Source organism: Methanolobus psychrotolerans (genome assembly GCF_002243045.1).
GTDB lineage: Archaea > Halobacteriota > Methanosarcinia > Methanosarcinales > Methanosarcinaceae > Methanolobus > Methanolobus psychrotolerans.
Genome location: NZ_MBKP01000006.1, coordinates 78,896 through 102,058, shown reverse-complemented (window position 1 = coordinate 102,058; position 23,163 = coordinate 78,896). Strand labels below are relative to the sequence as shown.

Sequence of the window (23,163 nt, the reverse complement as noted above, 5' to 3'; positions counted from 1 at the left end):
ATCATCTATATATTTGTATGTTTTAAATGTTATTTGGGTCCCGCTTCACAACTATCATCATTAATAAGTAAAGGATAATTGCAACAAGCATGTAGATACCTATCCATGTCCAGGCTTCAAGTGAACCTATGCTTTCTATTGAAAGACGGGTCACCAGGTTTAGAGGAGAGTTTGTGAATAGGTAAGAGGACATAAACAGGAAGATGAGGATCAGTGAGTAAAGCAGTTGAGCAACTCCTCTTTCTTTTAAAAGCACTGCAATTGTAGTGCTTGCCAGCACAAGTACGGCAGCAATAATTGTCACTACAAGTAATATCTGTAGTGAATTGTCTATGGATACCCTGTTCATAGAGAGCAGCAGCATCCAGACAGAGGATTGCAATGGAACTATCATTATTGCCATGAACGCTTTTCCACTTATGATCTCAATCATAGATGCAGGCGATACAAGGAGCATTTCCATTGTTTTGCGTTCATATTCCTCGGTAATAAAATCAATTATGAGTCCTCCTGATATAAATGCAGGAGTAAATATCAGCAAAGGAAGAAGTGCTACATATATAAACTCAAAGTACGTGGAGGTTGTTCTGAGTCCTCTTTTGATTATGTTGAATTCGATAGGGGTGTATCCGGGTAATCTCTGCGTTCTTATATCTCTTACACTTTGCTCATATTTTTCCAGGGGTTCTTTTAGTTGAAGAGAAACAATGGTTGCTCTGATCTCTGATTTTGGCAGGTATATATCCACGTTAAGTAAATCAGTCCCACCGGAAGACCCAAGGGGAGTCATGATTATTGCATCGACCTTGTGATTATAGAAGTCTGTGTATGCCATCTGAAAATCTGTATATAGTTGTGTGTGGAGATTGCTCTCCTGCAGTAGTTTATAAAATTCGTTTTCTTCAGTTCCAACAACCGCAATGGAACTTCCTTGCATTTCTATATTTCCTAGTGTGGTTGGGTCATAGAATGATGTAAGTCCGATAACAAGGAACGTTGAGAATGATGCTATAAAAAGCTGAATTATAATGGCAAGTATGAATGTTTTTTCCCTCATCAGTTCTTTGAATTCTTTTTTAGCGATGGTCTTCATTTTCCTGCATGAATTTCCATTTTTACTCAAAAGAACAACTCCCTCAGGATCATTATATTATATATACTGTGAAAAATGGTTGCCAGTATAACAGCTGCCACGTAATAGCGTGGTCCTTTCATGTACATTACCAGTGAGCTGATGAGTACTGTTGTAATGTGGAGGAACAACGGTATCAATAGTAGAGTACCCATTGTCATCACCGAACCGAAGGCCGAGCTTGCAATTGGTGCCAGTGTAAGAACAGCGACGGCTTTTTCACCCACGAAAAAGCCTGCACCGGATAGTATGGAATATTTGATTGCATTCCTCAATGTGATATCTACTATCTTCCTTTTGAACAGTGCATAAATACCGATTGATTTTACAAGTTCTTCTGCCATTGCGGACAGCAGGATCATTGCAATTATCGAATATGGTACAGGCAAATTGAAGAGCATGACTATGAGCATCAACTGTGTCATATATACAAAAGGAATGAATACGATGCTTAGCAGGAATACGGATCCATATGGGTATGAAAGGAACATCTCAAAGCAGTCAACTATTTTTCCGGTTATGGATTTCTGTGTGAACAGGTCCTCTTCCCTGAAAATAAAGGTTCCAAAAGCATATACTGAAATTGCCACAAAGTAAAATGGAAGGGTTGAGAAAAGATACGTATTTGCAAGGACTGTTTCGTTCTCAATAAGTCTCACGATTAGCGTTATCGGGGAAATGGAACTGATGGCATGGATATTTGCAAACATGGCAGGAAAAAAAAGGTACCCTGATATGATTACCGACAAGAAAACGCTTGCAAATGTAAGTTCTTTGAAACTTCTTGAAAGAATCGCACTGTAAAATGAGAGTGCAAAGAAAAGCAGGACCACGGGGAATATGGCTGCAAGTACAAGTAATGCTCTTTCGACACCTGCAAACGTTGATGGTATGCCGAGTATGTATAGAGTGATAGCTGCCTGTATGGCCATTGTGATGAAAATGTATGGGATAGTTTTCCCGATCACAACATCAATTCCACGCAAAGGTGCAACAAGTACAAGTTCTCCTTTCTTGTTGGTACGCTCATCCATCAGGCTGGTAGAGTAAAACTGTGAGACGAAATATATGGGGAATATGAAGAGGAATGCGTATAGTATAGCTGTGAATGGAATTGGTGGCGAAAAATTAGAAGGTGTGGAAAGGGTCTGCCTCTCAAAGAAAGTCTTTCCTTCCATAGTATCAAGAGCTGCAATATCCTCAGGGGATATGGTTGAAGAACCGGTTCTGATAGCTCCACTACTTCCTAAGCCGGTTGCACCGTTGGTCCCTGTCCCGTATCCTGCGGATCGGTTTGCTCCTCTGCTAAGACTATCAACAGTTTCCTCAGTCCCAGCTAGCTGGAAGTTCTGCGGTCTTTCCAGGTCATGGACTGTGACCCATACGGGATGGCTGTTGTTTACATCATTATATGATGTGAGCACTATCTCCCGGTAGGTTTTAAATGTATTGTCAAGTGAGTCTCCGGCTGCTGCTGATTTACGGGTGTCTCCCAGGTATACATTGTTTCCTATGATTGCAATATCTGCACCATATTCATTATAAGCGCTTGCAGCGAATCTGTCAACCAGGATATAATCAAATCTCTGATCAGTTTCGATAATAGGCTGGACTTCCGGTTGTGAAATAACTACGAGGTATATTTTCTGGTTCATGCTCATCCCTGTCTGGGACGCAGCGTAAGAGGCAACTATTACCAGCATCAAAGATAATATTAGCATGATCATCGATCGTGTATCGAACTTAAGTTTAGACCTTAAAAGTTCCCACTTTGCAATAGTAAACCAGCTTGCCATCATTATTTTATTATGTGCTTATTATATTAATACATATTTCATAAATCGGATTGTAATTCAAAATGATTATATGCCAGTAAATGTTTATCATAAAAAGAACATCTATAAATTACTTCCCGAAGTGATGACATGGCAGATATTTTATCCCAAACTATACCTTACACGACAATATCACTGGCAGATGTTGTATTTGCACTTTTCATACTAGTTGCAGGTATTCTGGTTGCAGGAGTTCTCTCCGGTATGTTCAGAAATGGCCTGAAGAAAACAAAACTTCCCGAACTTGTCATTGAATTCCTTGTTCGGTTCCTGCGTGCATTACTTTATGTTGGAGTATTGCTTGCATTTGTAAGTGCCCTCAGAGTTGATGTGAGCTCGGTGGTTGTAGGTCTTTCGGCGGTCATCGGCCTGATACTTGGTTTTGGTATGCAGGATTCCCTGAACAATCTGGCTGCAGGTGTGTGGATAGCATCTTTAAGGCCTCTTGACAAAGGGGAATTCGTAACTGTTAATGGTTTTTCAGGAACAGTTCATGCTGTTGGCATTATGGCAACAGAACTCCTTACTCCCGACAATCAGTTCATAACACTTCCTAACAAGCTTGTGTGGGGCAGTCCTATCGTGAACGCAACCCGTATGCCTACGCGTAGGGTGTCAGTGGATGTAGGTGTGAGTTATGCCACAGATATCCCATCCGCTGTAAAAGTTGCTATGGATGTCATCAGGCAGCATGCTCTTGTGCTAAGTGAACCGGCACCAGCAGTTGTTACTACTGAACTGGCTAATTCCTCTGTGAATCTGCAATTGCGTGCCTGGGTGAAGACATCTGATTTCTGGGCAGTTAAAAATGATCTGGCCATAGCCATACATACAGCATTTGACAGGGAAGATATTGAGATTCCTTTCCCGCAGCTGGATGTACATATGTACAAGCTCTGAATTCAGGTGCATAGTTGCTCTCAAACTATGCTTTTAATATTTTATAAAATCGTTTATATATAGTAACGCATATAACCATGTTGTGGAATCTGGCATTATTGAAGTTAACGGGCTGCGGAAAGAATACGGCGAATTCGTTGCTGTAGAGAACCTTTCTTTTTCAGTGGGTAAAGGGCAGATTTTTGGGATAGTAGGTCCGAATGGCGCCGGTAAGACCACGACTTTAAAAATGCTCACCAGTCTTGTCCGGCCGACCTCCGGAAACATCTACATGAAAGGGCTGGACATTTCTAAGGATGCTGTTGAGATTAAATCGTTCCTTGGATTCCTGCCTGAAGAATCTCCTTTGTATGAGGGAATGGGGGTTGACGATTATCTCCTTTTCTTCTCAGAACTATACTGTGTTCCGCGGGACCGTGCAAAGAAAAAGATACGTGAACTTCTGTTTGATCTTTCCCTCAATGCAGAAGGCAAAAAGATAGGGGATCTGTCAAAGGGAATGAAGCGTAAAGTTGCCATAGCCCGCTCTCTTATCAATGACCCTGACATCCTGATATATGATGAACCCTCATCAGGATTAGACCCGATGACTTCCCGGTATATTACTGATTATGTGCGCTCGCTGAAACAATCTGGAAAGACCATCATATTCAGTGCTCACAATCTCTACCAGGTGGAAAGTCTCTGTGACAGGATACTTATCCTTAAAGGGGGCAAGATGGTAACACTGGGAACCGCCGAGGAAATAAGAACGCAATATGGCAAGATACAGTATCGTCTTGAGTTTAAGGTTGATGATATTGAAGAATACACGATATCGGATGCCAAGAACATTAACAATAATTACGTAGTTATTACCAATGAGATCGATGTAGTTAATCGGACTACCAAATGGGTGGCATCCAAAAGCGGGGATATAGTAGAGATGCGCACCATTGTACCCTCACTTGAAGAGATTTTCCTTGAATTGATGGGTGTTGAGCTTTTCGTAGATTGATTTTACCAATTCTGATTATTTCAATGAATGCTTTTTTATAGTTTAGATTAGTTGCATATGCAACAATTGCTAATGCAACTAACTGGTGATGGTCCTGGTAAATACTGTAAAACTTGAATACATTTGCAGCATTAACAAGCATGAATCCATAGGCAGAGGTATATCTCATCTTTTCAGATCGATTAACATATATCTTTCAAAAGAGCTGGAGCCATATGGCATAGGAAGTGGTCAGTTCCCTTTTTTTATGCGTTTACTGCATAATGAAGGAGTAAGTCAGGAAACACTTGCAAATTCCTTGAAATATGACAGGGCAACTATTACCCGTTCTGTGAACAAACTTGAAGAAATGGGTTATGTTGTACGAAAAAGAGATTCATGCGATAAACGTGCTTATTGTGTCTATCTTACTGACAAAGGACGTGAAATGAAACCCCTGTTGTTCAGTCTCATTTCACAGCTCAATGATGTGCTTTTGCATGGATTCAGTGACGAAGAAAAGGCTATGTTCATTTCCATGGTGGAAAAAGCTGCCAGAAACATCTCATCTGAAAACGATATGAAGAAGGCTTCAAATGAATAGTGCAATAACGAATGAAAATCCGGCTCCATCTGTTGGGTCCCACAAAGTTTCATCAGGCATTCGATCCATGTTAGGTGACCCAAAAAAGGCTATCATGAAACTGGCATTGCCAATGATGTTTGGTATGTCTATCCAGACCCTTTACAATCTGGTAGACACCTTCTGGGTTTCCGGCTTGGGAGCAGATGCACTTGCAGCAGTTGGTTTTGTATTCCCTTTCTTCTTTGTTATCATTGCATTGTCCAATGGCCTGGGTGTTGGAGCCGGTTCAGCTATATCCCGAAGGCTTGGCTCAAAGGACAAAAAAGGTGCGGACAATGTTGCAGTTCATACGATGATCCTGATGTTGTTATTGTCTGCTGTTTTCACAATAACTCTTTTTGTATTTGCAGAACCGATATTTGTTCTCATAGGTGCTGGTGAGACTACTGCAATGGCAACATCTTATGGCCGTATCATCTTTGGAGGCAGTGTTCTCCTTTTCTTTACCAACGTTGCAAATTCAATACTGCGCAGCGAGGGTGATACCAAACGGGCTATGAATGCTATGATATTTGGTTCTGTCCTGAATATAATCCTTGATCCTATCTTCATTTATCAGTTCAAGATGGGTGTTTCAGGTGCAGCCTGGGCGACTGTATTATCAATGGGGGTGACTGCTGTTCTTATGTCCAACTGGCTGTTCTTTAAAAAAGATACCTACTTGTCTTTTGATTTCAAGGATTTCAGTTTTGAAAAAGAAATCCTCCGGGATATCTTCAAAGTTGGTATTCCTGCTTCTGTGCAGCAGGCATCCATGGCTCTTATGATGCTTGTAATGAATGTTATTATAATAGCTGTCAGCAATACTGACGGAGTAGCCGTTTACACTGTTGGATGGCGTGTTGCAACGATAGCCTTAGCTCCGCTGATAGGTATTTCTACAGCTGTTGTGACGATGACTGGTTTTTCATACGGTGAAGGTTCATATGACAAAGTCTCCTTCTCTCATCTCTATTCAATGAAGATAGGTCTTCTTGTGGAGACTGGCATAGCTCTTTTGACTTTTATCTTCGCTCCCCAGATAGCTTCTGCATTCACATTGTCGGAAAGTGCTTCTCACATCACGGACGACCTTATTACATTCCTCAGGATCATCTGCATATTCTATCCCACAGTCTCTCTGGGAATGCTTTCCTCCTCTCTTTTCCAGGGTGTGGGCAAAGGTTTTAATGCACTTATTGCAACGATTCTGCGTGCTGTCATATTCGTGCCTGTGTTCGCCGTCTTCTTTGCCTTAAATCTGAATCAGGGACTTGTTGGTGTATGGTGGGGAATGGTTATAGGTAATGTCCTGGGTTCGTTATTCATCTTTGTGTGGGCAAGGCTTTACGTAGGAGAATTATTGAAGAAAGGAGTCTATGTTGATACGTCCCATAAATTGCCTGATTATGAGGAGTTAAAAGTCTGATATCCTGTTTTAAAGGATTTTATACTTGCTCGTTTTTAACAGATGATCAATGATATATTAGTTAGTTACTTCTCAAAAGATATTTAATATACGCCGGGATATATTCATTAATGTCCTGTGGCATTCTGTCCATCTATTTTTGGGCATTGTATCAGGATCAGGTAATAATTGATATGGAGATTTCCATGGCAGCAAGATCCAGGAAAGTAACAGGTCAGGACCCTGACCCTGAACTATTTGAAGGGAACACAGGAGAAAAAAGTACTCTTCTTTTTGAAACCACAGGCAAAGAGAAAGTATACAGGTATAAAGATTCTATTTTGCTGAGCCTGCCAGAGGGGAGAAAAACTCTCACAACATCATGGTTAAATGGTGGTTACCGGGAAGACCTTAGAGTAATTTTCAATCACAGGGTCCCAAAAAGTAAGCATGCTCCAAAAGACCTTGATGGAGGCAGTATTCCTGCTTACCTTTCCATAATTGCAAAAAAGCTGAATGCAGACCCGGATACTGCTTCAGGACTGCTGACAGCTGCTAATATGGACAATGTTTCAATTGTGTCAAAATCTTTTCGTGGTGTGGAAGTAACTGCTGTCATGACCGCCGGCATTGAGGTAAATGGCGGGCGTGTTGGTGACCCTGCCTCCTATTATCAGGAAGATGGCTTGCATCAGTTCATTCAGGGAACTATAAACACTATATTGTTAATAGGTGCAAACCTTCCCTGCTATACTATGGCAAGAGCTGTTATTACTGCAACCGAAGCAAAGACTGCAGCTTTACAGCAGCTGATTGCCCCCAGTCGTTATTCCACTGGAATTGCCACTGGATCGGGGACAGATATGATAGCTGTGATTGCAGATGGTACTAGTCCTCTTTTGCTGACAGATGCAGGACAGCATTCTAAATTGGGTGAACTTATTGGGAATGTTATTATTGAGTGTACTCTTAAGGCACTTGAGATGCAGTCTGACTTAAGTCCTCTCTCCCAAAGGGATATGCTTGTGAGGCTTGAACGGTTTAAGATAGATGAAACTAGCTACTGGAAAGCGGCATCTCATATGGATGGGGATAATCGCAAAGCTGCTTTTTTCAAAAAATTGCGCGAAGTGTCAAAGAATCCTGTCCTTGTCGGGGCAACAGGTTCAATTCTGCATATTGAAGACGAAATCTCATGGGGTCTTGTACCGGAGGCTGCTGGCAGGAGGGTAGCTCTCTCTATTATGAAAAGCCTTCCTGGAATGCTTGGCTTGGGAGTTTCCATCCCTTTTGATGAACTGACAGATGAAAAAGATACGATTATCGAGAACTGGGTCCGTGTAACAGCCTGGCTGGCAAAGAACTGTGGCCAGGAAAGTCTTTGTAATTTCAGGCCCTGATTCACCAGGAGTGTAGAAATGAAAGAACTGATGAACTTCTCTCTTTATGAGAATGACATGAAGATGTTCGATTCTGACTGGGATAAGATACGGAATTTTCTTGTCAGGCATGAGCTTGATGGATTAGAACTCTTTGTGGATTCATCTCCGCTCCCGGATGTACCTGTTGATCTTATAGAAGGTGTACATCTTCCTTACTGGATGGGAAGGCATAGGGCATGGGCCGATCCGTCTGCTTTTTCCCAGGAGATGGAAGAATTTGAGAAGGTTTATGTATTTGGTGGAAGCAGCCGTGAAGATGTAATTGATACTTTCAGGATGTCACTTGAAAATGCAGCACTTCTGAATGCATCGTATGCAGTATTCCACGTTTCTTATGCTGAACTGGAGCAGGTCTTTACACGAAGCTTTGGATGCACAGACTATGATGTGCTTGCAACGACTGCCGAATTCCTGAATGAGGCAGTGTCCATTTATCCGAATGGGGAGCCGCCTGTCAGGATATTCTTTGAGAATCTCTGGTGGCCGGGTCTTACTTTCCTTGATCCTATGAATGTCGAATATTTTGCTTCCCGTCTTGATTTTGATAACTGGGCTTTTGTGCTGGATACCGGACACCTGATGAATGCAACGATGAGATGTGAGGATGAGGAATGCTCAATTAATCTTGTGCTTGACCTGCTTTCCAATCATCCTGAAGAGTTCATCAGGCGAATTGAAGGGATGCATTTCCATTGCAGTCTTTCAGGCCAATACCTGCGCAATTCATCAGGGAATAAACTTCCGATGGGGTTTGCAGATATGCCTTTCCATGATCGTCTTTTGTCTGTAATGGAGGTCCTTGAACAGATGGATCAGCATATGCCTTTCACTAGTGAGAAGTGTTCACAGATAGTTGAATTTGTGTCTCCTGATTTTCTGACGCACGAATTTGTTTCAACTGATCTGTGTTCCCTTGATACAAAAATATCTACACAGAAAAGGGCATTGCATAGTTGACCTTGCTAGCTGATTATCAGATATTTTATCATTTTAATATTATTATTTTTTCCATATCTCTTAAAATAGCCGGTTTAATGAACCGTTTATGCAGAAACCTATATATAATACTCCACATTAACTGCTAATTATGAGCACTCTCGATAACAATGATTCCGAGAATCTTGAGCATACGGACCGTTTGAAACTGTTCAGTGCTCTTGGAAGTGAAACCAGACTCAGGATGCTCCAAAGGCTTACTGAGGGTGAAATGCATATCTCCGAACTTGCAAGAGAACTGAGTATTTCTGTTCCTGTTGCTGCAAAGCACGCAAATATTCTTGAAGATGCGGACCTTATACAGCGCAAGGTTTATGGTAAAACACATGTCCTGCAATTGAATAATAAGAATATTTTCAATGCTCTGGATATATTTGCGCCTTCCAGGACCGTTGAAGTGGAAAAAGGTGCCACACTTCTGGAAGCACTTAAAAAGGCTGCTGTTGTGGAAGTTAAGAATGTGCACGGGCAGGACAATATTGTTTCTACGAATGGTGAAGACGGTTTCTTTATCTATGAAGTGGATGGGGTATTTTCTGATAAGAATGTCAATGAATACAGATTTGACAGAGAATCCACGGTAATGTGGAAGAAACTGGAGCCAATAAGTATCTTAAAGGTCAAGGTCAAGTTCAAAAAGTAATGATGTTCTTTAAAGCATCATTCATCACCAAATTCTTTTTTTCTTCTATAATTTCCGTATTCACTTTAAAAATCATTATTAGTTATTGTTTTGTACTTTTGCCGGTACTATCTGTTTTCTTCCTGAATACTTTCACCCCGCTTGCCAGCGGTTTATATTCATGTCATACATATTATCTGTTGATGATTCAAAGAAATCCTGCTAATGAGCACCATATGACGCTTATGGAAAGGATGAGGGTACTGTCCGAAGGCACTAAATACGATAGCTGCAACCAGAGCGCGGTCTGTCATGCTTTCGGACCGGACGGTCGTTGCATACAGCTCTACAAGACATTGATGACAAATGCGTGTTCTGGGGAATGCACATACTGTCCCAACAGGTGTGGAAGAGATTCTGTGCGTGCATCATTAAGTCCTGAGGAAATTGTAAAGATCACGTGGTCTTTCTACCGAAGGAATGCCATAGAAGGCTTGTTCCTGTCCTCAGGCGTAATCGGGGACGCCGAAAGGACGGCAGAGAAACAACTGGATGTTGCAAGACTTCTGCGAGGCCAGGGATTCACTGGTTACATTCATATTCGCGTAATGCCGGGTACTCCAAAGTATCTGCTTGAGGAAATTGCAGATTATGCAAACAAGTTCGGTGTTAATGCAGAGACTACAAGCTCAGTGAACTATTCGGAAATATGCCCGAATTTTGATTACCAGAGCGATGTGCTCCAGCGGTTGCAGTGGACACGGGACCTTATAAATAAGAAAAGATGTGAGGCAGGTTTCCAGGGTCGTATTGTCGGTGCCAATGATACCCAGTTTGTCGTGGGTGCGTTGCAGGAACCTGACAGGGAGATAATCGAAACCGTTGAAAAGTTCATGGACAGGTATGAACTGAGAAGACCTTATTTTATGAGTTTTGATCCGGTTCCCTTTACTCCTCTTGAAAGCAACGACCCTTCTCCTTTGTGGAGGGAAGTACGGCTATATCAGACATCCTATCTTTTGAAAGATTATGGTTTGACTGCCAGTGATCTGGATCGTGTTCTTGATGACAATGGTTTTCTTGTTGATGCTGATCCAAAGATGTTGCTTGCGTCATGCAGTCCGGATATGTTCCCGGTGAACATAAACACTGCAAGCAGGGAACAGTTGCTCACAGTGCCGGGAATTGGTCCTGTCGGTGCTAACAGGATAATTCAGTCAAGGCCAATAAAATCAGAAAAAGAACTTACACGTATGGGCGTTGTGCTTGCCCGTGCACGTCCATTTATAGAAATTAACGGGAAAAAGCAGACAAACCTTTTCTCTTTTGCAGGGGTGGGTGCATGATCGTAGCTTTCAGAGATAATGTAGAGGGTATTTTGCTTGCATGTGCAGAGCTTATAGAAAATCCGGATTGTGATCTCATTTCTGCAAAGGATAAGGATGAGCTGAAACAAAAAATGGATTTTACGGGTATTGATGAAGTGAAAGTATTTGGTTTCAGATGCGTGGCCGACACAACAATGCTTGTCCGTAATATATTTGGGAAACAGGGTTCAAGGATGTTCCAGCGTGATCCGGATGTTGAAGGATACATTGCTATGGTATTAAGGCACGGAAGTTCAAAGCCAATAGAATTGGTCCGTTTTCTGTGTTCCTGCAAGGGCAATGCTGAACTGCTTTATTCAGGCAAGAGCATCACGGGTAAGAAATACTATAATTATATGCGTGCTGTGTCTCGATCTTATCATCGTTTATGCATGTTTGCCCGCCCATATTTAGTAAATGGTGTGCTGTCTGTTAAAGTGGATTCACCGCATCGGATAGGTGACATGTTCTGCCGCTGGCTTGCAAGGAAGAACCCTGATCTTCCGGTTTCTGTCATAGAGGGAGATGTTGCCTGGATCGGCAATGGCGGGCATGTGGGGCTTGAACATTTCACAAAGGTTCCTTCCTCATTGGCAGGGAGTCTGGGTTTCTCTAATGCGTGTGATGAGGTTGATGAAATGTGGGACATGTATTACGATTCTCAGATGATACAAAAAAGGAGAAATAAAAGCCATGCTAAGCAACTGCAACCCAAAGATTCAGCGTCCATGAGCATGATGTCAGAAAGAGACAGGTACAAGGTTGAAAGAGGGATTGCAAACTGCACTCTGGATAATTTCGCATCTAACCCGGATGTATAATGTTAGCCGATGTAAGGACTTTACAGGATATTCCTCGTATAGGGGGCAAAATGTCAAAGCGTTTTGTAGAACATTTCGGTAGTGAGAGCCAGGCATTGGATGCTATACTTGCGGGTGACATCGCCAGCATCTCCGAGGTGGAAGGTATTGGCCAGCGATATGCCATATCTCTGATACAGGACGTAGCTTCCAGGGCTGAAGGGGTTACAGTTTCTGATTTTTTGAGAACAAGAGAGGCAATGGATGTTTATGAAAAATTGCTTGATATTGTGAAGGAATTTACCCATACAAGATACTCCAGGGACAAACTGCATGTCTTCTTCCCGTATCCTTCAACCAAAATTGAAAAAATAATGCAGATACGTGAGTCAGTATCCTATTATATGGAAACTGCCACTGTGTTGGAAGGGGATGAGAATATTGTTGACTTGCTGTCAAAGACCTCCCAGCTTAACTTTAAACACCAGTGTCCCAAGGTACGTGACAGGGTGATCATAACATCTGACCAGGATAGTTACGAGTCTGCAAGAAAACGTTTTGCAGGGCTGGTTGATGTGCATCTTGCACGCTCCCTTTCAGAATTCATTGATGTTTCCAGGGGCTTTTCCCAGGTTATTGTAGTGGGTGATGATTACCTGTCATTCGATCTGCCTGAAGACCTGGAGCCGGAATTCTTTTCTGATCTGGAAGAATTGGATGATTTCAAGGTTGTACCTGAAAAGGAAATACTGGTATTCTCCAAAAATCTGAAGTCATTAGAATCTTCCATTAAAGTGATAAGGTTGCTTCGTTCTAGGGGAATTCGTTTTTTTGACAGGACGGACGATGATGAACTTGAGCTGCTTGCATCCACACTGGCCCTGATAGACGAGAATGGCGACATTGCCCATGGAACGGATGAGGAGGTGGATAGGATTTCTGATGCAATGGACAGGCTTAATTCATCTGTCACAGAAACTGTCCGTTCTGTCAATGAAAATCTTAATTCCTGTCTTGAGAACAGCCAGATGACACTTAGCGGGCAGGATATGCTGAAGGTTATGAACGGTTCCATTGAGTTGAAGGAGATGCTTGGGAAGAAACTGCATAAGAGTTATCATACTATCGTCAAAGAAGGTGCGGACAGGATATGTAATGAACTTCAGCTTGAAAAGAAAGAACGATTGATGGTTGATTCCTTGTTCCCGGAAGGAATTATGCATCCTGTGGAAGCAGACGTTGATGTTCTTAGCTCTCTGAAACAATATCTGAACAAAAAGGTCCAGAAAAGGAAATTCAATCATAAACGTGAGGTTTCCCGTATATTGTCTTCATACAGGACAATTGTCCGGGAAATGGTTCGTGAGGTGCTCGATTTTGATGTGGGATTTGCCATAGGTTCTTTTGCGAGTGCATACGATCTGAAGATGCCGGAGATCATGAATAGTACGGGTATTGGTTTTAAGGATGGGCGAAACCTGTTCCTTCTTTCCAGGCATGGTAACGTTGTACCCATTGACTATTCAGTAGGGGATAATAGTTTCAGTCCCGAAGGTGAGGGCACCAGGGTTGTGCTTTTAAGTGGTGTGAATTCTGGTGGGAAAACATCTCTATTGGAACTTCTTGCCCAGAGCATCATTCTTGCTCATATGGGATTCCCTGTTCCTGCGCAGAATATGGAACTCTCTCTCACGGAGTCGATGTATTACTTTGCCAAATCAAAAGGCACTCTGGATGCAGGTGCATTCGAAACAACTCTTACTGAATTTTCGGTAGTGGCTGATGAATCTGCAAAATTTGTGCTGGCAGATGAGCTTGAATCCATCACAGAACCAGGAGCATCGGCAAAAATCATGGCAGGTATACTTGAAGTACTCAATGAGAACAGCAGTACCATATCTATATTCGTGTCACATCTTTCAGGGCTGATTATGGAAAATACGGCATGCAATATCAGGGTTGACGGGATAGAAGCAAAAGGACTGGATGCCGATCTGAATCTGATAGTTGACAGGAGCCCACGCTACAATTATGTTGCAAAAAGTACTCCTGAACTTATAGTTGAGAGGCTTTCCAAAAAGACGAATGGAAAAGAACAGGCATTCTACAATAAATTAATGAGCAAGTTTCAGTTGGGATGAAACTGTATTTTTGGACTTAAAGCACACCTTTTGTGCTTTTAATCCCTTTTCCTTCAATGGTAACAGCTCTTCGAAAAGCATAGGCGAATGCCTTAAAAAGTGCTTCTATCTTATGGTGGTCATTGTCCCCATAAACATGGGCATGCATGTTTATCTTTGAGTTCTGTGCAATGGCTTCAAAAAAGTGAACTACCATCTGAGTGCTGAATTCTCCGACTTTTGGAGCCTTGAATTCTGCGTCCATTACAAGATAGCTGCGCCCTCCAATATCAAGGGCAACACTTGCCATTGCTTCATCCATTGGTATACGTGCTTCTCCGAATCTTGCAATGCCAGCTTTGTCAGTAAGCGCCTCTGCTATTGCCTGGCCCAGAACGATGCCGGTATCTTCTATAAGATGGTGATCATCAACAACAAGATCGCCGATAGCTGTGATCGTAAGATTGAAGTTCCCGTGTTTTGTGAATGCAGTGAGCATATGATCAAAAAAACCAATGCCAGTACTGATATCTGCAAAGCCTTCTCCATCAAGTTCCAGTTTGATGAAGATATCGGTTTCGCTGGTTTTACGTGATATATTTGCTTTTCTCATGGGTGCACCCGGTTACTCTATTCCTTGTATAATTCTTCACTGATTATATTTATCGCTTCTGGAAGTGTGAACTTCCCTGTGTATAGTGCACTTCCGACAACCACTGCTTTAGCACCTGTCTTTTTTAAAGCAATTAGATCATCAAGGCTTGTAACGCCACCGGATGCTATCACCGGGATGCTGACTGACTTCACCAGTTCTTCGGTAGGTATGGTATTGACTCCCTGCAACAATCCTTCGGTATCAATATTTGTAAACAGGATACTTCCAGCTCCCAGTTTTTCAAACCTGATCCCCATTTCAATGGCCGTGAATTCGGATTGTTTTTGCCATCCTTCAATAGACACTTTGCCGTTTTTAGAGTCAAGGGCAACGTTGATGTGCCTGCTTCCGAATGCATCTGCCAGCTCTTTGATAATTAGGGGGTTATTTATGGCTGCTGTGCTGAGTATGACTCTGTTAACCCCTATTTTTAGCAAATCGGCCGCATTATCAAAAGAGCGTATCCCTCCGCCAACCTGTATCTCTATTCCAAGAGGTTTGCATTCCTCGACTATTTTTTCGATGGTAGGGGTATTGTTACGTTTTCCATCAATGGCGCCGTCGAGGTCTATGAGGTGTAATGTCTTAGCACCCTGGGACACCCAGTCTCTGGCTACTGCCACTGGATCATCTATGGATATCATTTCGCTGCCGGGAATTCCCTGGACCAGTTGTACGCATTTGCCGTTTCTTATGTCAACAGCAGGTATTACTTCAAAGGTCATGTTACCTCAGGGCATCATTCTCTCAATGGGCACTACCAGTATATCTTTGGCACCTGCTTTCTTGAGTTCGTCCACGGTGGCAAAGATACCGTCTGCGTCAACAACTGCATGCACTGCAAGTATTGAGTCATCTGATTCAACTTTCATCACAGTTGGACCGGCAAGTCCCGGAAGGACTTTCTTGACAGTTTCCAGTGAATCGGCAGGCACGTTCATCATCAGGTAACGTTTCCCTTTTGCCCGGAGGACACTTTCCACAGCGGTCTTGATCTGTCCGATCTTTCCGTTGTTCTCTTTTGTCTTCTTATTTGCAATAAGGTATACAGATGAGGAGAATACTTTTTCAATCATTTTCAGGTGATTGGTTACAAGGGTCGTGCCGGAGCTGGAAATGTCTACAATAGCATCGGCAATCCCTACGTGTGGTGTCATCTCACATGCACCGCTCACCTTTATTACCTCAATGTTCACTCCAAGGTTCTTGAAGTGCTTGGCAGTGATATTGGGGAATTCAGTGGCAACACGCATTCCTTCAAGTTCTTTTGCAGAAGTTATTGGGGAATCTTCAGGCACGGCAAGAACAAGATTTGCGCTGCCGAATTTAAGGTCCAGAAGAATCTCTACGTCTGATCCAGTTTCATTTATAAGGTCCAGACCGGTGATTCCCACATCTGCAGCACCATCCTGTACATACTCGGGAATATCTGCAGCTCTTGCAAAAAGATAGGTGATCTCAGGATCACTAGTCTTGGCAAAAAGTTTCCTTGTCCCCCCTTCAAGTACAGGGAGCCCAGCCTCTTTGAGAAGACTTACAGTGGGGTCATGTAAGCGCCCTTTATTGGGTATTGCAATGCGTATCATGGGGATCCTTCCGTGAAATTATAATCAGTATCAATTGAATGTTCTTTGAAAGACATTTATAGCATATAGAGTTCACGCTGAATTCTTATTCTTGCCCATTCATTTAAAACATTCATTTAAAAGAACGTGGTTATTATTTCAGGTTATATTCTTTGATGGGTAATATTATATATTTAATACGTGCTTGATATAGCGAAGGATACATAATTAACCTTAATTATCTATTCTTATCTTTTATTTGTCACTTAATTGATTTTCTAGAGGATTAATATGATGCGAAACATCAAAGTTGAACACTTGATTGAAACGCCGGTGGAAAAACAACAGATAGAACTTGTGGAGAGAAAGGGTGTCGGTCACCCTGACAGTATCTCTGACGGTCTTGCAGAGGCAGTAAGCCGTGCATTGTGCAAGGAATATATTGCAAAATGTGGTGTAGTTCTCCACCACAATACAGACGAAACACAGATAGTGGCAGGAAGGTCAAATCCGCAGTTCGGTGGCGGAGAGGTTATCCAGCCTATATACACACTTCTTGTTGGGCGGGCAACCAAGGAATTCGAAGGTATAGAAATTCCGGCAGAAGCTGTTGCTCTTAGGGCAGCAAGGCAGTACCTCCGGACTAACATAGTAGATCTTGATCTTGAAAGTGACATTATCGTAGATTGCAAACTTGGTACCGGTTCCTCAGATCTCAGGGATGTTTTCAACAGAGACAGAATCCCAATGGCAAATGACACTTCATTTGGTGTGGGACACGCTCCATTTTCAGAACTTGAACAGATTGTATACGAGTCTGAGAGGATGTTAATAACTGACCTGAAAAAGAAGGTTCCAGGTATTGGAACTGATATTAAGGTCATGGGTTTGAGGGATGGGGATGACATCAACCTGACAATATGCTGTGGCATGGTTGGAAGGCACATTGATGATATGGATCACTACCTCAATATAAAAGAAGAAATGGCTGATTATGTGACTGATCTTGCACTTAAACGTACAGATCGTAATGTTAAGACCTTTATTAATGCAGCAGACAATGTGAAGTGCAATTCCGTGTTCCTTACTGTGACCGGTACTTCTGCTGAGATGGGTGATGATGGTTCTGTAGGTCGCGGCAACCGCTGCAACGGACTTATTACTCCAAACAGGCCTATGAGTATGGAGGCAACCAGTGGTAAAAACCCGATCAACCACATTGGTAAGATCTACAATCTGCTTTCCACTCAGATGGCAAGGGATATCGTAAAGGCTGTCCCTGGTGTTCAGGATGTTTACATTAAGCTGCTTTCCCAGATAGGCCAGCCAATAGACCAGCCATTTGTGGCAAGTGCGCAGATAATTCCTGAAGACGGTGCAAACTTTGCTTCTGTAAGGGCAGAAACTGAGGTTCTTATGGACGAATGGCTTTCCGATGTTACAAAGATAACCCGGATGGTCATTAACGGCGAACTTGATACTTTCTGAGCTTGACAATTAAATATCAAAAAAGCTGTTCTGTGTCAAATACAGGATAGCATCTTCTTTTTCTTATCTTTGTTTTGTTCTGCTATTTCTCTTATTTTTATTCATAAACGGACGTTCTTATTTTGATCCAGACCCCTTAGTTCCATCTCCATCCCGGGAGCTTTGCAAAAAGTTATATGAAGCTGATGAGATAATAAATCATTTGAAGTAAGGGGGACAGGAGTATGAAACCCAACATAGAAGCAACCGAATTTGGAAGCATTACTGTAGAAGGTAAGACTTTTGAGAAAGACATCATCATTCGTCTGGATGGTGATGTAAAGAAGCGCAAGAAGAAGCTATCCAGGGAAGTCTATGGCACGTCCCACAAGATATCCGTGGAAGAAGCAAAATATGTTTACGAGAAAGGGGCTGAGAGGATCATAATAGGTTCAGGCCAGGAAGGTATGGTGAAGATCTCCAAAAAGGCGGATGCATATCTCAGAAAAAAGGGGTGTGATGTGGAACTGATGCCAACCTCTGAAGCGATCAAGAAATGGAACGAAGCAGAAGGCAAGGCTATCGGGCTGTTTCATCTGACATGTTAAGTTCTAACATGGATCCTGGCATGGTCCAAAACCGATTTTTTTCTTTATGTCGGGTTTAAATAGATTTTTTCCCGGCTAACTCTTTCCACTCCCCAACCCTGGAAAGGAGCTCCAGCGGTCTTTCATATTCTATCTCTACCTCACCCTCATAAACATGACCGGAAATCCCGTCAATGCTTATGGTGTCCCCCTCACACAGCTCTTGTGTTCCTATGGTGCATCTTCCTGAATCAGGTTCTGTGTGCAAGTCCATACAGTTGACTATGCAGACCTTCCCCATCTGGCGCGCAACGACAGCCGCATGTGCGGTCCTTGCCCCTCTGGCTGTCAGATATCCGCTGGCTGCCCTGATACCTATTATATCCTCAGAAGAGGGCATTTCCCTTACAAGTATCACCCTGCCTTCCGTTGACAAACTTTCCGCCTTCTTGTTAGAAAGAGCGATCCTTCCGCTGGTAACTCCAGATGATGCAGGATCTCCCTTCCCGATGACCCTCTCCTTTGAGACGATCTCCTGCATGGTGATGTCATCCAAGTCGATCCCTTTAATCCGCTCCAGAGCAATTTTTGTATCTATGAGCCCTTCGTCAACCATATCCACTGCAATCCGGAGGGCTGCAAAGGGTGCCCTTTTGCCCTCCCTGCTCTGCAGAATGTACAATCTTCCCTCCTGGATGGTGAACTCTATGTCCTGCATGTCCCTGTAGTACATCTCAAGGATCTTCCCGAATTTCACAAGGTCTTTATGCACGTCGGGCAGCACCTCTTTCAATTCCATTTTCTTTGTCCCTGCCCGGTAGCCTGAGACTAAGTCCTCTCCCTGTACGCCGAACTTGAAATCGATCACAAGGCAGTTCTCCCCCAACCAGGGGTTACGTGTGAAAATGATACCTGCTCCGGAGTGCGGTCCTCTATTCCCGAACACCATGGCTTGGACCGTCACGGCCGTTCCCCGGACCTTTTGGGCGGCTTCCATCCTGCGGTATTCCCGGGCCTTGGGTCTCATCCAGGAATCCAGGACCGCAGTGACCGCAAGTCCGAGCTGTTCATAACTATCCACAGGGAACCTTTTCATGCCATTGTTCTGGAAAACGCGTTCATAGTCCCTTATCAGTTCTTCCAACAGGAAAGAGTCAAGTTCGCTTTCTTCGGAGATACCTTCTCTCTCCATCATTTCCTCAAGCAGGGGGGAATAATGCTCAGTTCCATGGGAAAATACAGTTCTTGCAAAACTTTCAAACATCCGGCGATACGAATCCCAGGCAAACCTCGGGCTTCCTGTCTGAAATATGAGGCCTTTGACCGTATTATGGTTCAGTCCCACGTCGAGTACGGTTTCCATGGCACCTGGCATCGATATTGCCGACCCGGACCTCACAGAAACGAGCAGTGGCTTACGCTCACTTCCAAAAGAGAGCCCTGTGGCCTTTTCAAGGAAAGATATTCCATTCTTTAACTGGTCAGGTACATCCTGGGGAAGTTTTCGGGAATTCTTGAAATAGTCCTCGCATACCGAAACGTTCAGTACGAATCCCGGCGGCACAGGTATGCCCAGTGATGCCATCTCGGCAAGCACAGATGCCTTTCTGCCGAACTCCTCCACAGGGGCTTCTGTCCTGTATCCATATCCGAAAGTGACCATCCTGCCTGCAGTATCCGCCATCAGCGCATCCCCCAGAGGTTGAGGCTCTCAAAGATGTTGTCCTTGATGGTGAAAGAGGCTTTCATCAGTGAGTTGGTGGACTTTTCGAGATTTACGGCTATCTCCATGGCAACGTGCAATTCCCTGAAATCTGCGCTTTCTGTTATAATGTGGGTCCTTGCAGTACGCAAAGCAGCATCACATTCCTCTTCCACATCGAAGATAAGGTTCACGGACTTGAGAAAGTTCTGCATTTCCTCCGGGGTAAAACTGAGGGTCAAGTACTGGGAAGCATACAAGGCTTTCAAGAACTCCTGGCAACCTTTCAAGGTCATTCCGGCTATTGAGCACAGGCATGTACGGATGTTCTCAGATCTCACAGTGTCCACTGCAATAGTGGTCATAAAAGCCGCTTCCTCCATGTAGTCGACTACATCATCAGCAATCATTATCAGGGTTGTGAAGAACTCTGCAACCTCTATCCTGCGGGACAATGACCTGATCCTGTTAACCAGCTCGTCGGCATCCTTTTCCCATTTTTTTGCCCTGTTCGCATTCTTCCTTACAAGCTCGGCATCTTCTCCATACCGGATATGCAGAAGGGTGTCATTGACCGTGGTAGCCATCTCCACCATCAGGGATGCATGCTCGGAACAGAGCTCCATAAGATCCTGGTGTGCCGAATGGAAGTATCTGAGAAGCTCTGCTTTGATCTCGTCCTGTATGAAGAGGTGGGTCTGTTTCTCCAACAGGCCCGAAGAGGATCTTTCAAGGACCCATTTGAAGAATTCCATGGTCCTTTCCCCGCCTATGACCTGATACAAAGGCTCTCCGTAGCGCATGGGTATCTTGGATGCAACCTCCAGGGACTCGAATATAAGCTGTTCCCCACCAAGGACCAGGAAACCCCTATGACCCTTCTCATTGTCCGCAGCCCACTTGAGCACCTGGATGCAGTCCCTGTTGCGCATGAAATTACGCAACTTTTTACGTGCTCGGTTCCAGTCGATAAGGAAGACGATCCTTGAGCCCAGATGTTCAAGGAATATTTCCAGTTTGTCCGTGTCCGTGGCAGAGTATTTCCCCACGGAAAGATGAAAGATCCTTTCCTCTAATTGCTCACAGGCGCTTTTGGAGAGCGTGTCTTCCCATTCAACCCTGTATGCATCGAAAAGGCTCTGGAAGAACAGCAATCTGGGCATGTGGACATCGGTGTAGGTCATTGAGGCATCTGTTCCCTGGACATTTATCACCATAACGTGGGCATCCGTTTCCCCTATATCGTTCTGTATCAGCAGTTTCTGGCCGCTTCGTGTGACCGTTGTCCCCAGCCCCGGATGGCCGAACTTCAGGGGTGCGGTACGGTTCAGTCCTTTCATGAAAGCTTTTACGAGGACTTTGTCGTTATCAGTGAGCATGTACGTGCTTGCACCATCTATGATCTCCCCGGCTATCTCTTCCTGCAATCTGTTGAGGGACTTGTGCAGGTCCATCACCAGCATGTGCAGGCTATCACCGCGTCCGCGGTCTCCGGATGTTATCATAGTTATATCTTCATTGGTGATCACTTTAGTATCAGGTCCTGGCAGGAGTCTGGATATTTCTGTGAATCTGTGGGTGAAGGCCTCTTCATTTGTTTTGTCTGAAACAGCAAAAGGGCGGATCATATCTTCCATGCAGCCACAGATGTAGCCGATGATCCTGTCCGAGAATGGAATCATGAATTTCCCGCTATCCAGTTTTACGGACGACATGACTGTATTATCCAGCTCGGCATCCTTCTCACCGGCAGTGACCCTCTCAACCCTCAGGTCAGGGAATTCCATGGTAGGATGTTCAGCTTTTGCCTTTGCGGTCTGAAGCAAGGTTAAGTAATATTTGATCCTATCATTTGCAAGAAGTGCGGCATTGACAAGATATGGAAGGAGCAGCTCATCTTCTCCAAGTTCCCGTATGATGGATTTCTTTTTCATCATTCATGTCGCCTCATTCTGTCTGTCCGTTTGTGCGGAGCTTTTTATTGATACGCCAAATTACCGTTGTCATGTGGTGGGAATGCTGCAGCTTCGGGCCTTCCAGCTATAAAGGGCCATGCGGTGCTATAAGGTAAAGGGTACACTCCCAGTGGACGAAGAGGGCCTTGCGGGATCATATAGCTTACCGGCCTTGAAAGTTTGTTGAGATTCCCCATTTTAAATGTAGAATTTACTGGAATATACATTTATGGATAGAGACAAGGTCAAAACCCATACCTCCAGAAATAGATATAGATACGTTCGCCGCGTAGTGTAGCATCGTCTCACAATTTGTAGTTCTAAATAATATGAAATTTAAAGAGTTACAAGCCCTCATTTTTCTTATTTATATGCTTCATGTTTTCATATGCGTTTTCCGGCGAAAGAGCTAAGTATGATTGTGCGTATTGGAGTGTTGCATCGTACAACAATGTTGTGCGGAAGCATGATTTGTTAGACCCGCCTTAACTCAGTGGTAGAGTGCGCGGCTGTAGTTTGGTTCATGTGACATGATCACATTACGCGCAGGCACCGCGATGCCCCCGGTTCGAGTCTGGGAGGCGGGACTTTTAAATCATGAAAAGCTTTATATAGAAAAACCCTCTTTATAGGGGTGCTCACAAGCGAAAACTTGTCAATGTCCGAATGGTGTAGAGGCCTATCATGGAGCCCTGTCGAGGCTCCGACCCGGGTTCGAATCCCGGTTCGGGCGTATTCGTTTAAATCCCTGTTTATCCGGGGATTTATTCTTTTTATTATTCAATGTATGATCTATTATTTTGTATATCACACAATATTACTAACGGTTGATATTTTGAACGTTATTTATTTGAGTTGGTCGGATATGAATATTTCTGGCAATTCAAACCTATTCAAAGTCATGATGGTTGGGATTCTATATCTTGTCCTGCTACTGGCAGTCGTTTTATTTGTGGGATTTGTGAATGTTCCTTAGATCACCTACTAATGGATTATCGATATCTGTTTT

General features: G+C 43.5%; 19 protein-coding genes and 2 tRNA genes. 14 read left to right on the top strand and 7 right to left on the bottom strand.

Annotated features, from left to right (window positions below; translation table 11 throughout):
• Positions 1-22: 22 nt before the first annotated feature.
• Positions 23-1,123: an ABC transporter permease subunit gene (locus BB781_RS03615; RefSeq protein ID WP_242492515.1), complete on the bottom strand. Its 1,101-nt coding sequence runs from the start codon at positions 1,121-1,123 to the stop codon at positions 23-25.
• A complete protein-coding gene (locus tag BB781_RS03610; protein ID WP_094227176.1) occupies positions 1,120-2,928 on the bottom strand; it encodes an ABC transporter in 1,809 nt (602 codons plus the stop codon). The genes BB781_RS03615 and BB781_RS03610 overlap by 4 nt, the downstream gene beginning before the upstream one ends.
• Positions 2,929-3,057: 129 nt before the next feature.
• On the opposite strand from BB781_RS03610, the gene BB781_RS03605 reads away from it, so the two are divergent.
• The 10 genes from BB781_RS03605 to BB781_RS03560 all read left to right on the top strand — a co-directional run bounded on the left by BB781_RS03605 (position 3,058) and on the right by BB781_RS03560 (position 14,244).
• The gene (locus BB781_RS03605; RefSeq protein ID WP_094227134.1) at positions 3,058-3,867 is read left to right on the top strand and encodes a mechanosensitive ion channel family protein; all 810 of its coding nucleotides are present in this window, start codon (positions 3,058-3,060) and stop codon (positions 3,865-3,867) included.
• 82 nt (positions 3,868-3,949) lie between these two features.
• Complete coding sequence (locus BB781_RS03600) at positions 3,950-4,864, top strand: ABC transporter ATP-binding protein (protein WP_242492514.1); 915 nt, start codon at positions 3,950-3,952, stop codon at positions 4,862-4,864.
• A gap of 88 nt (positions 4,865-4,952) precedes the next feature.
• On the top strand, positions 4,953-5,447 hold the full coding sequence (locus BB781_RS03595; protein WP_094227133.1) for a MarR family winged helix-turn-helix transcriptional regulator: 495 nt from the start codon (positions 4,953-4,955) through the stop codon (positions 5,445-5,447).
• The gene (locus BB781_RS03590) at positions 5,440-6,897 is read left to right on the top strand and encodes an MATE family efflux transporter (protein WP_094227132.1); all 1,458 of its coding nucleotides are present in this window, start codon (positions 5,440-5,442) and stop codon (positions 6,895-6,897) included. Before BB781_RS03595 ends, BB781_RS03590 begins: the two co-directional genes overlap by 8 nt.
• 110 nt (positions 6,898-7,007) lie before the next feature.
• Positions 7,008-8,276 carry an adenosylcobinamide amidohydrolase gene (locus tag BB781_RS03585; protein ID WP_242492513.1) on the top strand — a complete coding sequence of 423 codons (1,269 nt, stop codon included), beginning with the start codon at positions 7,008-7,010 and terminating at the stop codon, positions 8,274-8,276.
• A gap of 18 nt (positions 8,277-8,294) precedes the next feature.
• Positions 8,295-9,275 (top strand): TIM barrel protein, encoded by a 981-nt coding sequence (locus BB781_RS03580; protein ID WP_094227131.1) that lies wholly within the window; start codon positions 8,295-8,297, stop codon positions 9,273-9,275.
• A gap of 130 nt (positions 9,276-9,405) precedes the next feature.
• Entirely contained in the window at positions 9,406-9,957 is a 552-nt protein-coding gene (locus tag BB781_RS03575) for an ArsR/SmtB family transcription factor (RefSeq protein ID WP_094227130.1), read from the top strand.
• A gap of 182 nt (positions 9,958-10,139) precedes the next feature.
• The gene (locus BB781_RS03570) at positions 10,140-11,282 is read left to right on the top strand and encodes a radical SAM protein (protein ID WP_242492512.1); all 1,143 of its coding nucleotides are present in this window, start codon (positions 10,140-10,142) and stop codon (positions 11,280-11,282) included.
• Positions 11,279-12,124 carry a DUF4130 domain-containing protein gene (locus tag BB781_RS03565; protein WP_242492511.1) on the top strand — a complete coding sequence of 282 codons (846 nt, stop codon included), beginning with the start codon at positions 11,279-11,281 and terminating at the stop codon, positions 12,122-12,124. Before BB781_RS03570 ends, BB781_RS03565 begins: the two co-directional genes overlap by 4 nt.
• Complete coding sequence (locus tag BB781_RS03560; protein WP_094227129.1) at positions 12,124-14,244, top strand: MutS-related protein; 2,121 nt, start codon at positions 12,124-12,126, stop codon at positions 14,242-14,244. Before BB781_RS03565 ends, BB781_RS03560 begins: the two co-directional genes overlap by 1 nt.
• A gap of 16 nt (positions 14,245-14,260) precedes the next feature.
• Here the strand turns inward: BB781_RS03560 and hisB are convergent, their stop codons facing one another.
• From hisB to hisG, 3 genes are read right to left on the bottom strand one after another with little or no spacing between them, the layout of a single operon-like run.
• A complete protein-coding gene (gene hisB, locus BB781_RS03555) occupies positions 14,261-14,836 on the bottom strand; it encodes an imidazoleglycerol-phosphate dehydratase HisB (RefSeq protein ID WP_094227128.1) in 576 nt (191 codons plus the stop codon).
• 17 nt (positions 14,837-14,853) lie between these two features.
• Positions 14,854-15,603: a 1-(5-phosphoribosyl)-5-[(5-phosphoribosylamino)methylideneamino]imidazole-4-carboxamide isomerase gene (hisA, locus tag BB781_RS03550; RefSeq protein WP_094227127.1), complete on the bottom strand. Its 750-nt coding sequence runs from the start codon at positions 15,601-15,603 to the stop codon at positions 14,854-14,856.
• 6 nt (positions 15,604-15,609) lie between these two features.
• A complete protein-coding gene (gene hisG / locus BB781_RS03545) occupies positions 15,610-16,464 on the bottom strand; it encodes an ATP phosphoribosyltransferase (RefSeq protein ID WP_094227126.1) in 855 nt (284 codons plus the stop codon).
• A 270-nt stretch (positions 16,465-16,734) separates the two neighbouring features.
• On the opposite strand from hisG, the gene BB781_RS03540 reads away from it, so the two are divergent.
• Positions 16,735-17,931 carry a methionine adenosyltransferase gene (locus BB781_RS03540; RefSeq protein WP_094227125.1) on the top strand — a complete coding sequence of 399 codons (1,197 nt, stop codon included), beginning with the start codon at positions 16,735-16,737 and terminating at the stop codon, positions 17,929-17,931.
• Between the two features lie 224 nt (positions 17,932-18,155).
• On the top strand, positions 18,156-18,518 hold the full coding sequence (locus BB781_RS03535) for an Mth938-like domain-containing protein (protein ID WP_094227124.1): 363 nt from the start codon (positions 18,156-18,158) through the stop codon (positions 18,516-18,518).
• Positions 18,519-18,573: 55 nt separating this feature from the next.
• Here BB781_RS03535 and BB781_RS03530 read toward each other — a convergent pair whose 3' ends face one another.
• Entirely contained in the window at positions 18,574-20,181 is a 1,608-nt protein-coding gene (locus BB781_RS03530; protein WP_094227123.1) for a PEP/pyruvate-binding domain-containing protein, read from the bottom strand.
• Entirely contained in the window at positions 20,181-22,136 is a 1,956-nt protein-coding gene (locus BB781_RS03525; RefSeq protein WP_094227122.1) for a hypothetical protein, read from the bottom strand. The genes BB781_RS03530 and BB781_RS03525 overlap by 1 nt, the downstream gene beginning before the upstream one ends.
• Before the next feature lie 497 nt (positions 22,137-22,633).
• Between BB781_RS03525 and BB781_RS03515 the strand changes: the two genes are divergently transcribed.
• Together BB781_RS03515 and BB781_RS03510 are read left to right on the top strand one after the other, a co-directional pair.
• Positions 22,634-22,741, top strand: a tRNA-Tyr gene (locus BB781_RS03515).
• A 73-nt stretch (positions 22,742-22,814) separates the two neighbouring features.
• Positions 22,815-22,887 (top strand) — tRNA-Asp (locus tag BB781_RS03510).
• Positions 22,888-23,163: the final 276 nt, after the last annotated feature.

What these genes read in the sequence shown, in the direction of transcription:
- BB781_RS03610 (WP_094227176.1), bottom strand. Translation starts at nt 2,928, where the DNA reads ATGGCAAGCTGGTTTACTATTGCAAAGTGGGAACTTTTAAGGTCTAAA.
- BB781_RS03605 (WP_094227134.1), top strand. Translation starts at nt 3,058, where the DNA reads ATGGCAGATATTTTATCCCAAACTATACCTTACACGACAATATCACTG.
- BB781_RS03595 (WP_094227133.1), top strand. Translation starts at nt 4,953, where the DNA reads ATGGTCCTGGTAAATACTGTAAAACTTGAATACATTTGCAGCATTAAC.
- BB781_RS03590 (WP_094227132.1), top strand. Translation starts at nt 5,440, where the DNA reads ATGAATAGTGCAATAACGAATGAAAATCCGGCTCCATCTGTTGGGTCC.
- BB781_RS03585 (WP_242492513.1), top strand. Translation starts at nt 7,008, where the DNA reads ATGTCCTGTGGCATTCTGTCCATCTATTTTTGGGCATTGTATCAGGAT.
- BB781_RS03580 (WP_094227131.1), top strand. Translation starts at nt 8,295, where the DNA reads ATGAAAGAACTGATGAACTTCTCTCTTTATGAGAATGACATGAAGATG.
- BB781_RS03575 (WP_094227130.1), top strand. Translation starts at nt 9,406, where the DNA reads ATGAGCACTCTCGATAACAATGATTCCGAGAATCTTGAGCATACGGAC.
- BB781_RS03570 (WP_242492512.1), top strand. Translation starts at nt 10,140, where the DNA reads ATGATTCAAAGAAATCCTGCTAATGAGCACCATATGACGCTTATGGAA.
- BB781_RS03565 (WP_242492511.1), top strand. Translation starts at nt 11,279, where the DNA reads ATGATCGTAGCTTTCAGAGATAATGTAGAGGGTATTTTGCTTGCATGT.
- BB781_RS03560 (WP_094227129.1), top strand. Translation starts at nt 12,124, where the DNA reads ATGTTAGCCGATGTAAGGACTTTACAGGATATTCCTCGTATAGGGGGC.
- hisB (WP_094227128.1), bottom strand. Translation starts at nt 14,836, where the DNA reads ATGAGAAAAGCAAATATATCACGTAAAACCAGCGAAACCGATATCTTC.
- hisA (WP_094227127.1), bottom strand. Translation starts at nt 15,603, where the DNA reads ATGACCTTTGAAGTAATACCTGCTGTTGACATAAGAAACGGCAAATGC.
- hisG (WP_094227126.1), bottom strand. Translation starts at nt 16,464, where the DNA reads ATGATACGCATTGCAATACCCAATAAAGGGCGCTTACATGACCCCACT.
- BB781_RS03540 (WP_094227125.1), top strand. Translation starts at nt 16,735, where the DNA reads ATGATGCGAAACATCAAAGTTGAACACTTGATTGAAACGCCGGTGGAA.
- BB781_RS03535 (WP_094227124.1), top strand. Translation starts at nt 18,156, where the DNA reads ATGAAACCCAACATAGAAGCAACCGAATTTGGAAGCATTACTGTAGAA.
- BB781_RS03530 (WP_094227123.1), bottom strand. Translation starts at nt 20,181, where the DNA reads ATGGCGGATACTGCAGGCAGGATGGTCACTTTCGGATATGGATACAGG.
- BB781_RS03525 (WP_094227122.1), bottom strand. Translation starts at nt 22,136, where the DNA reads ATGATGAAAAAGAAATCCATCATACGGGAACTTGGAGAAGATGAGCTG.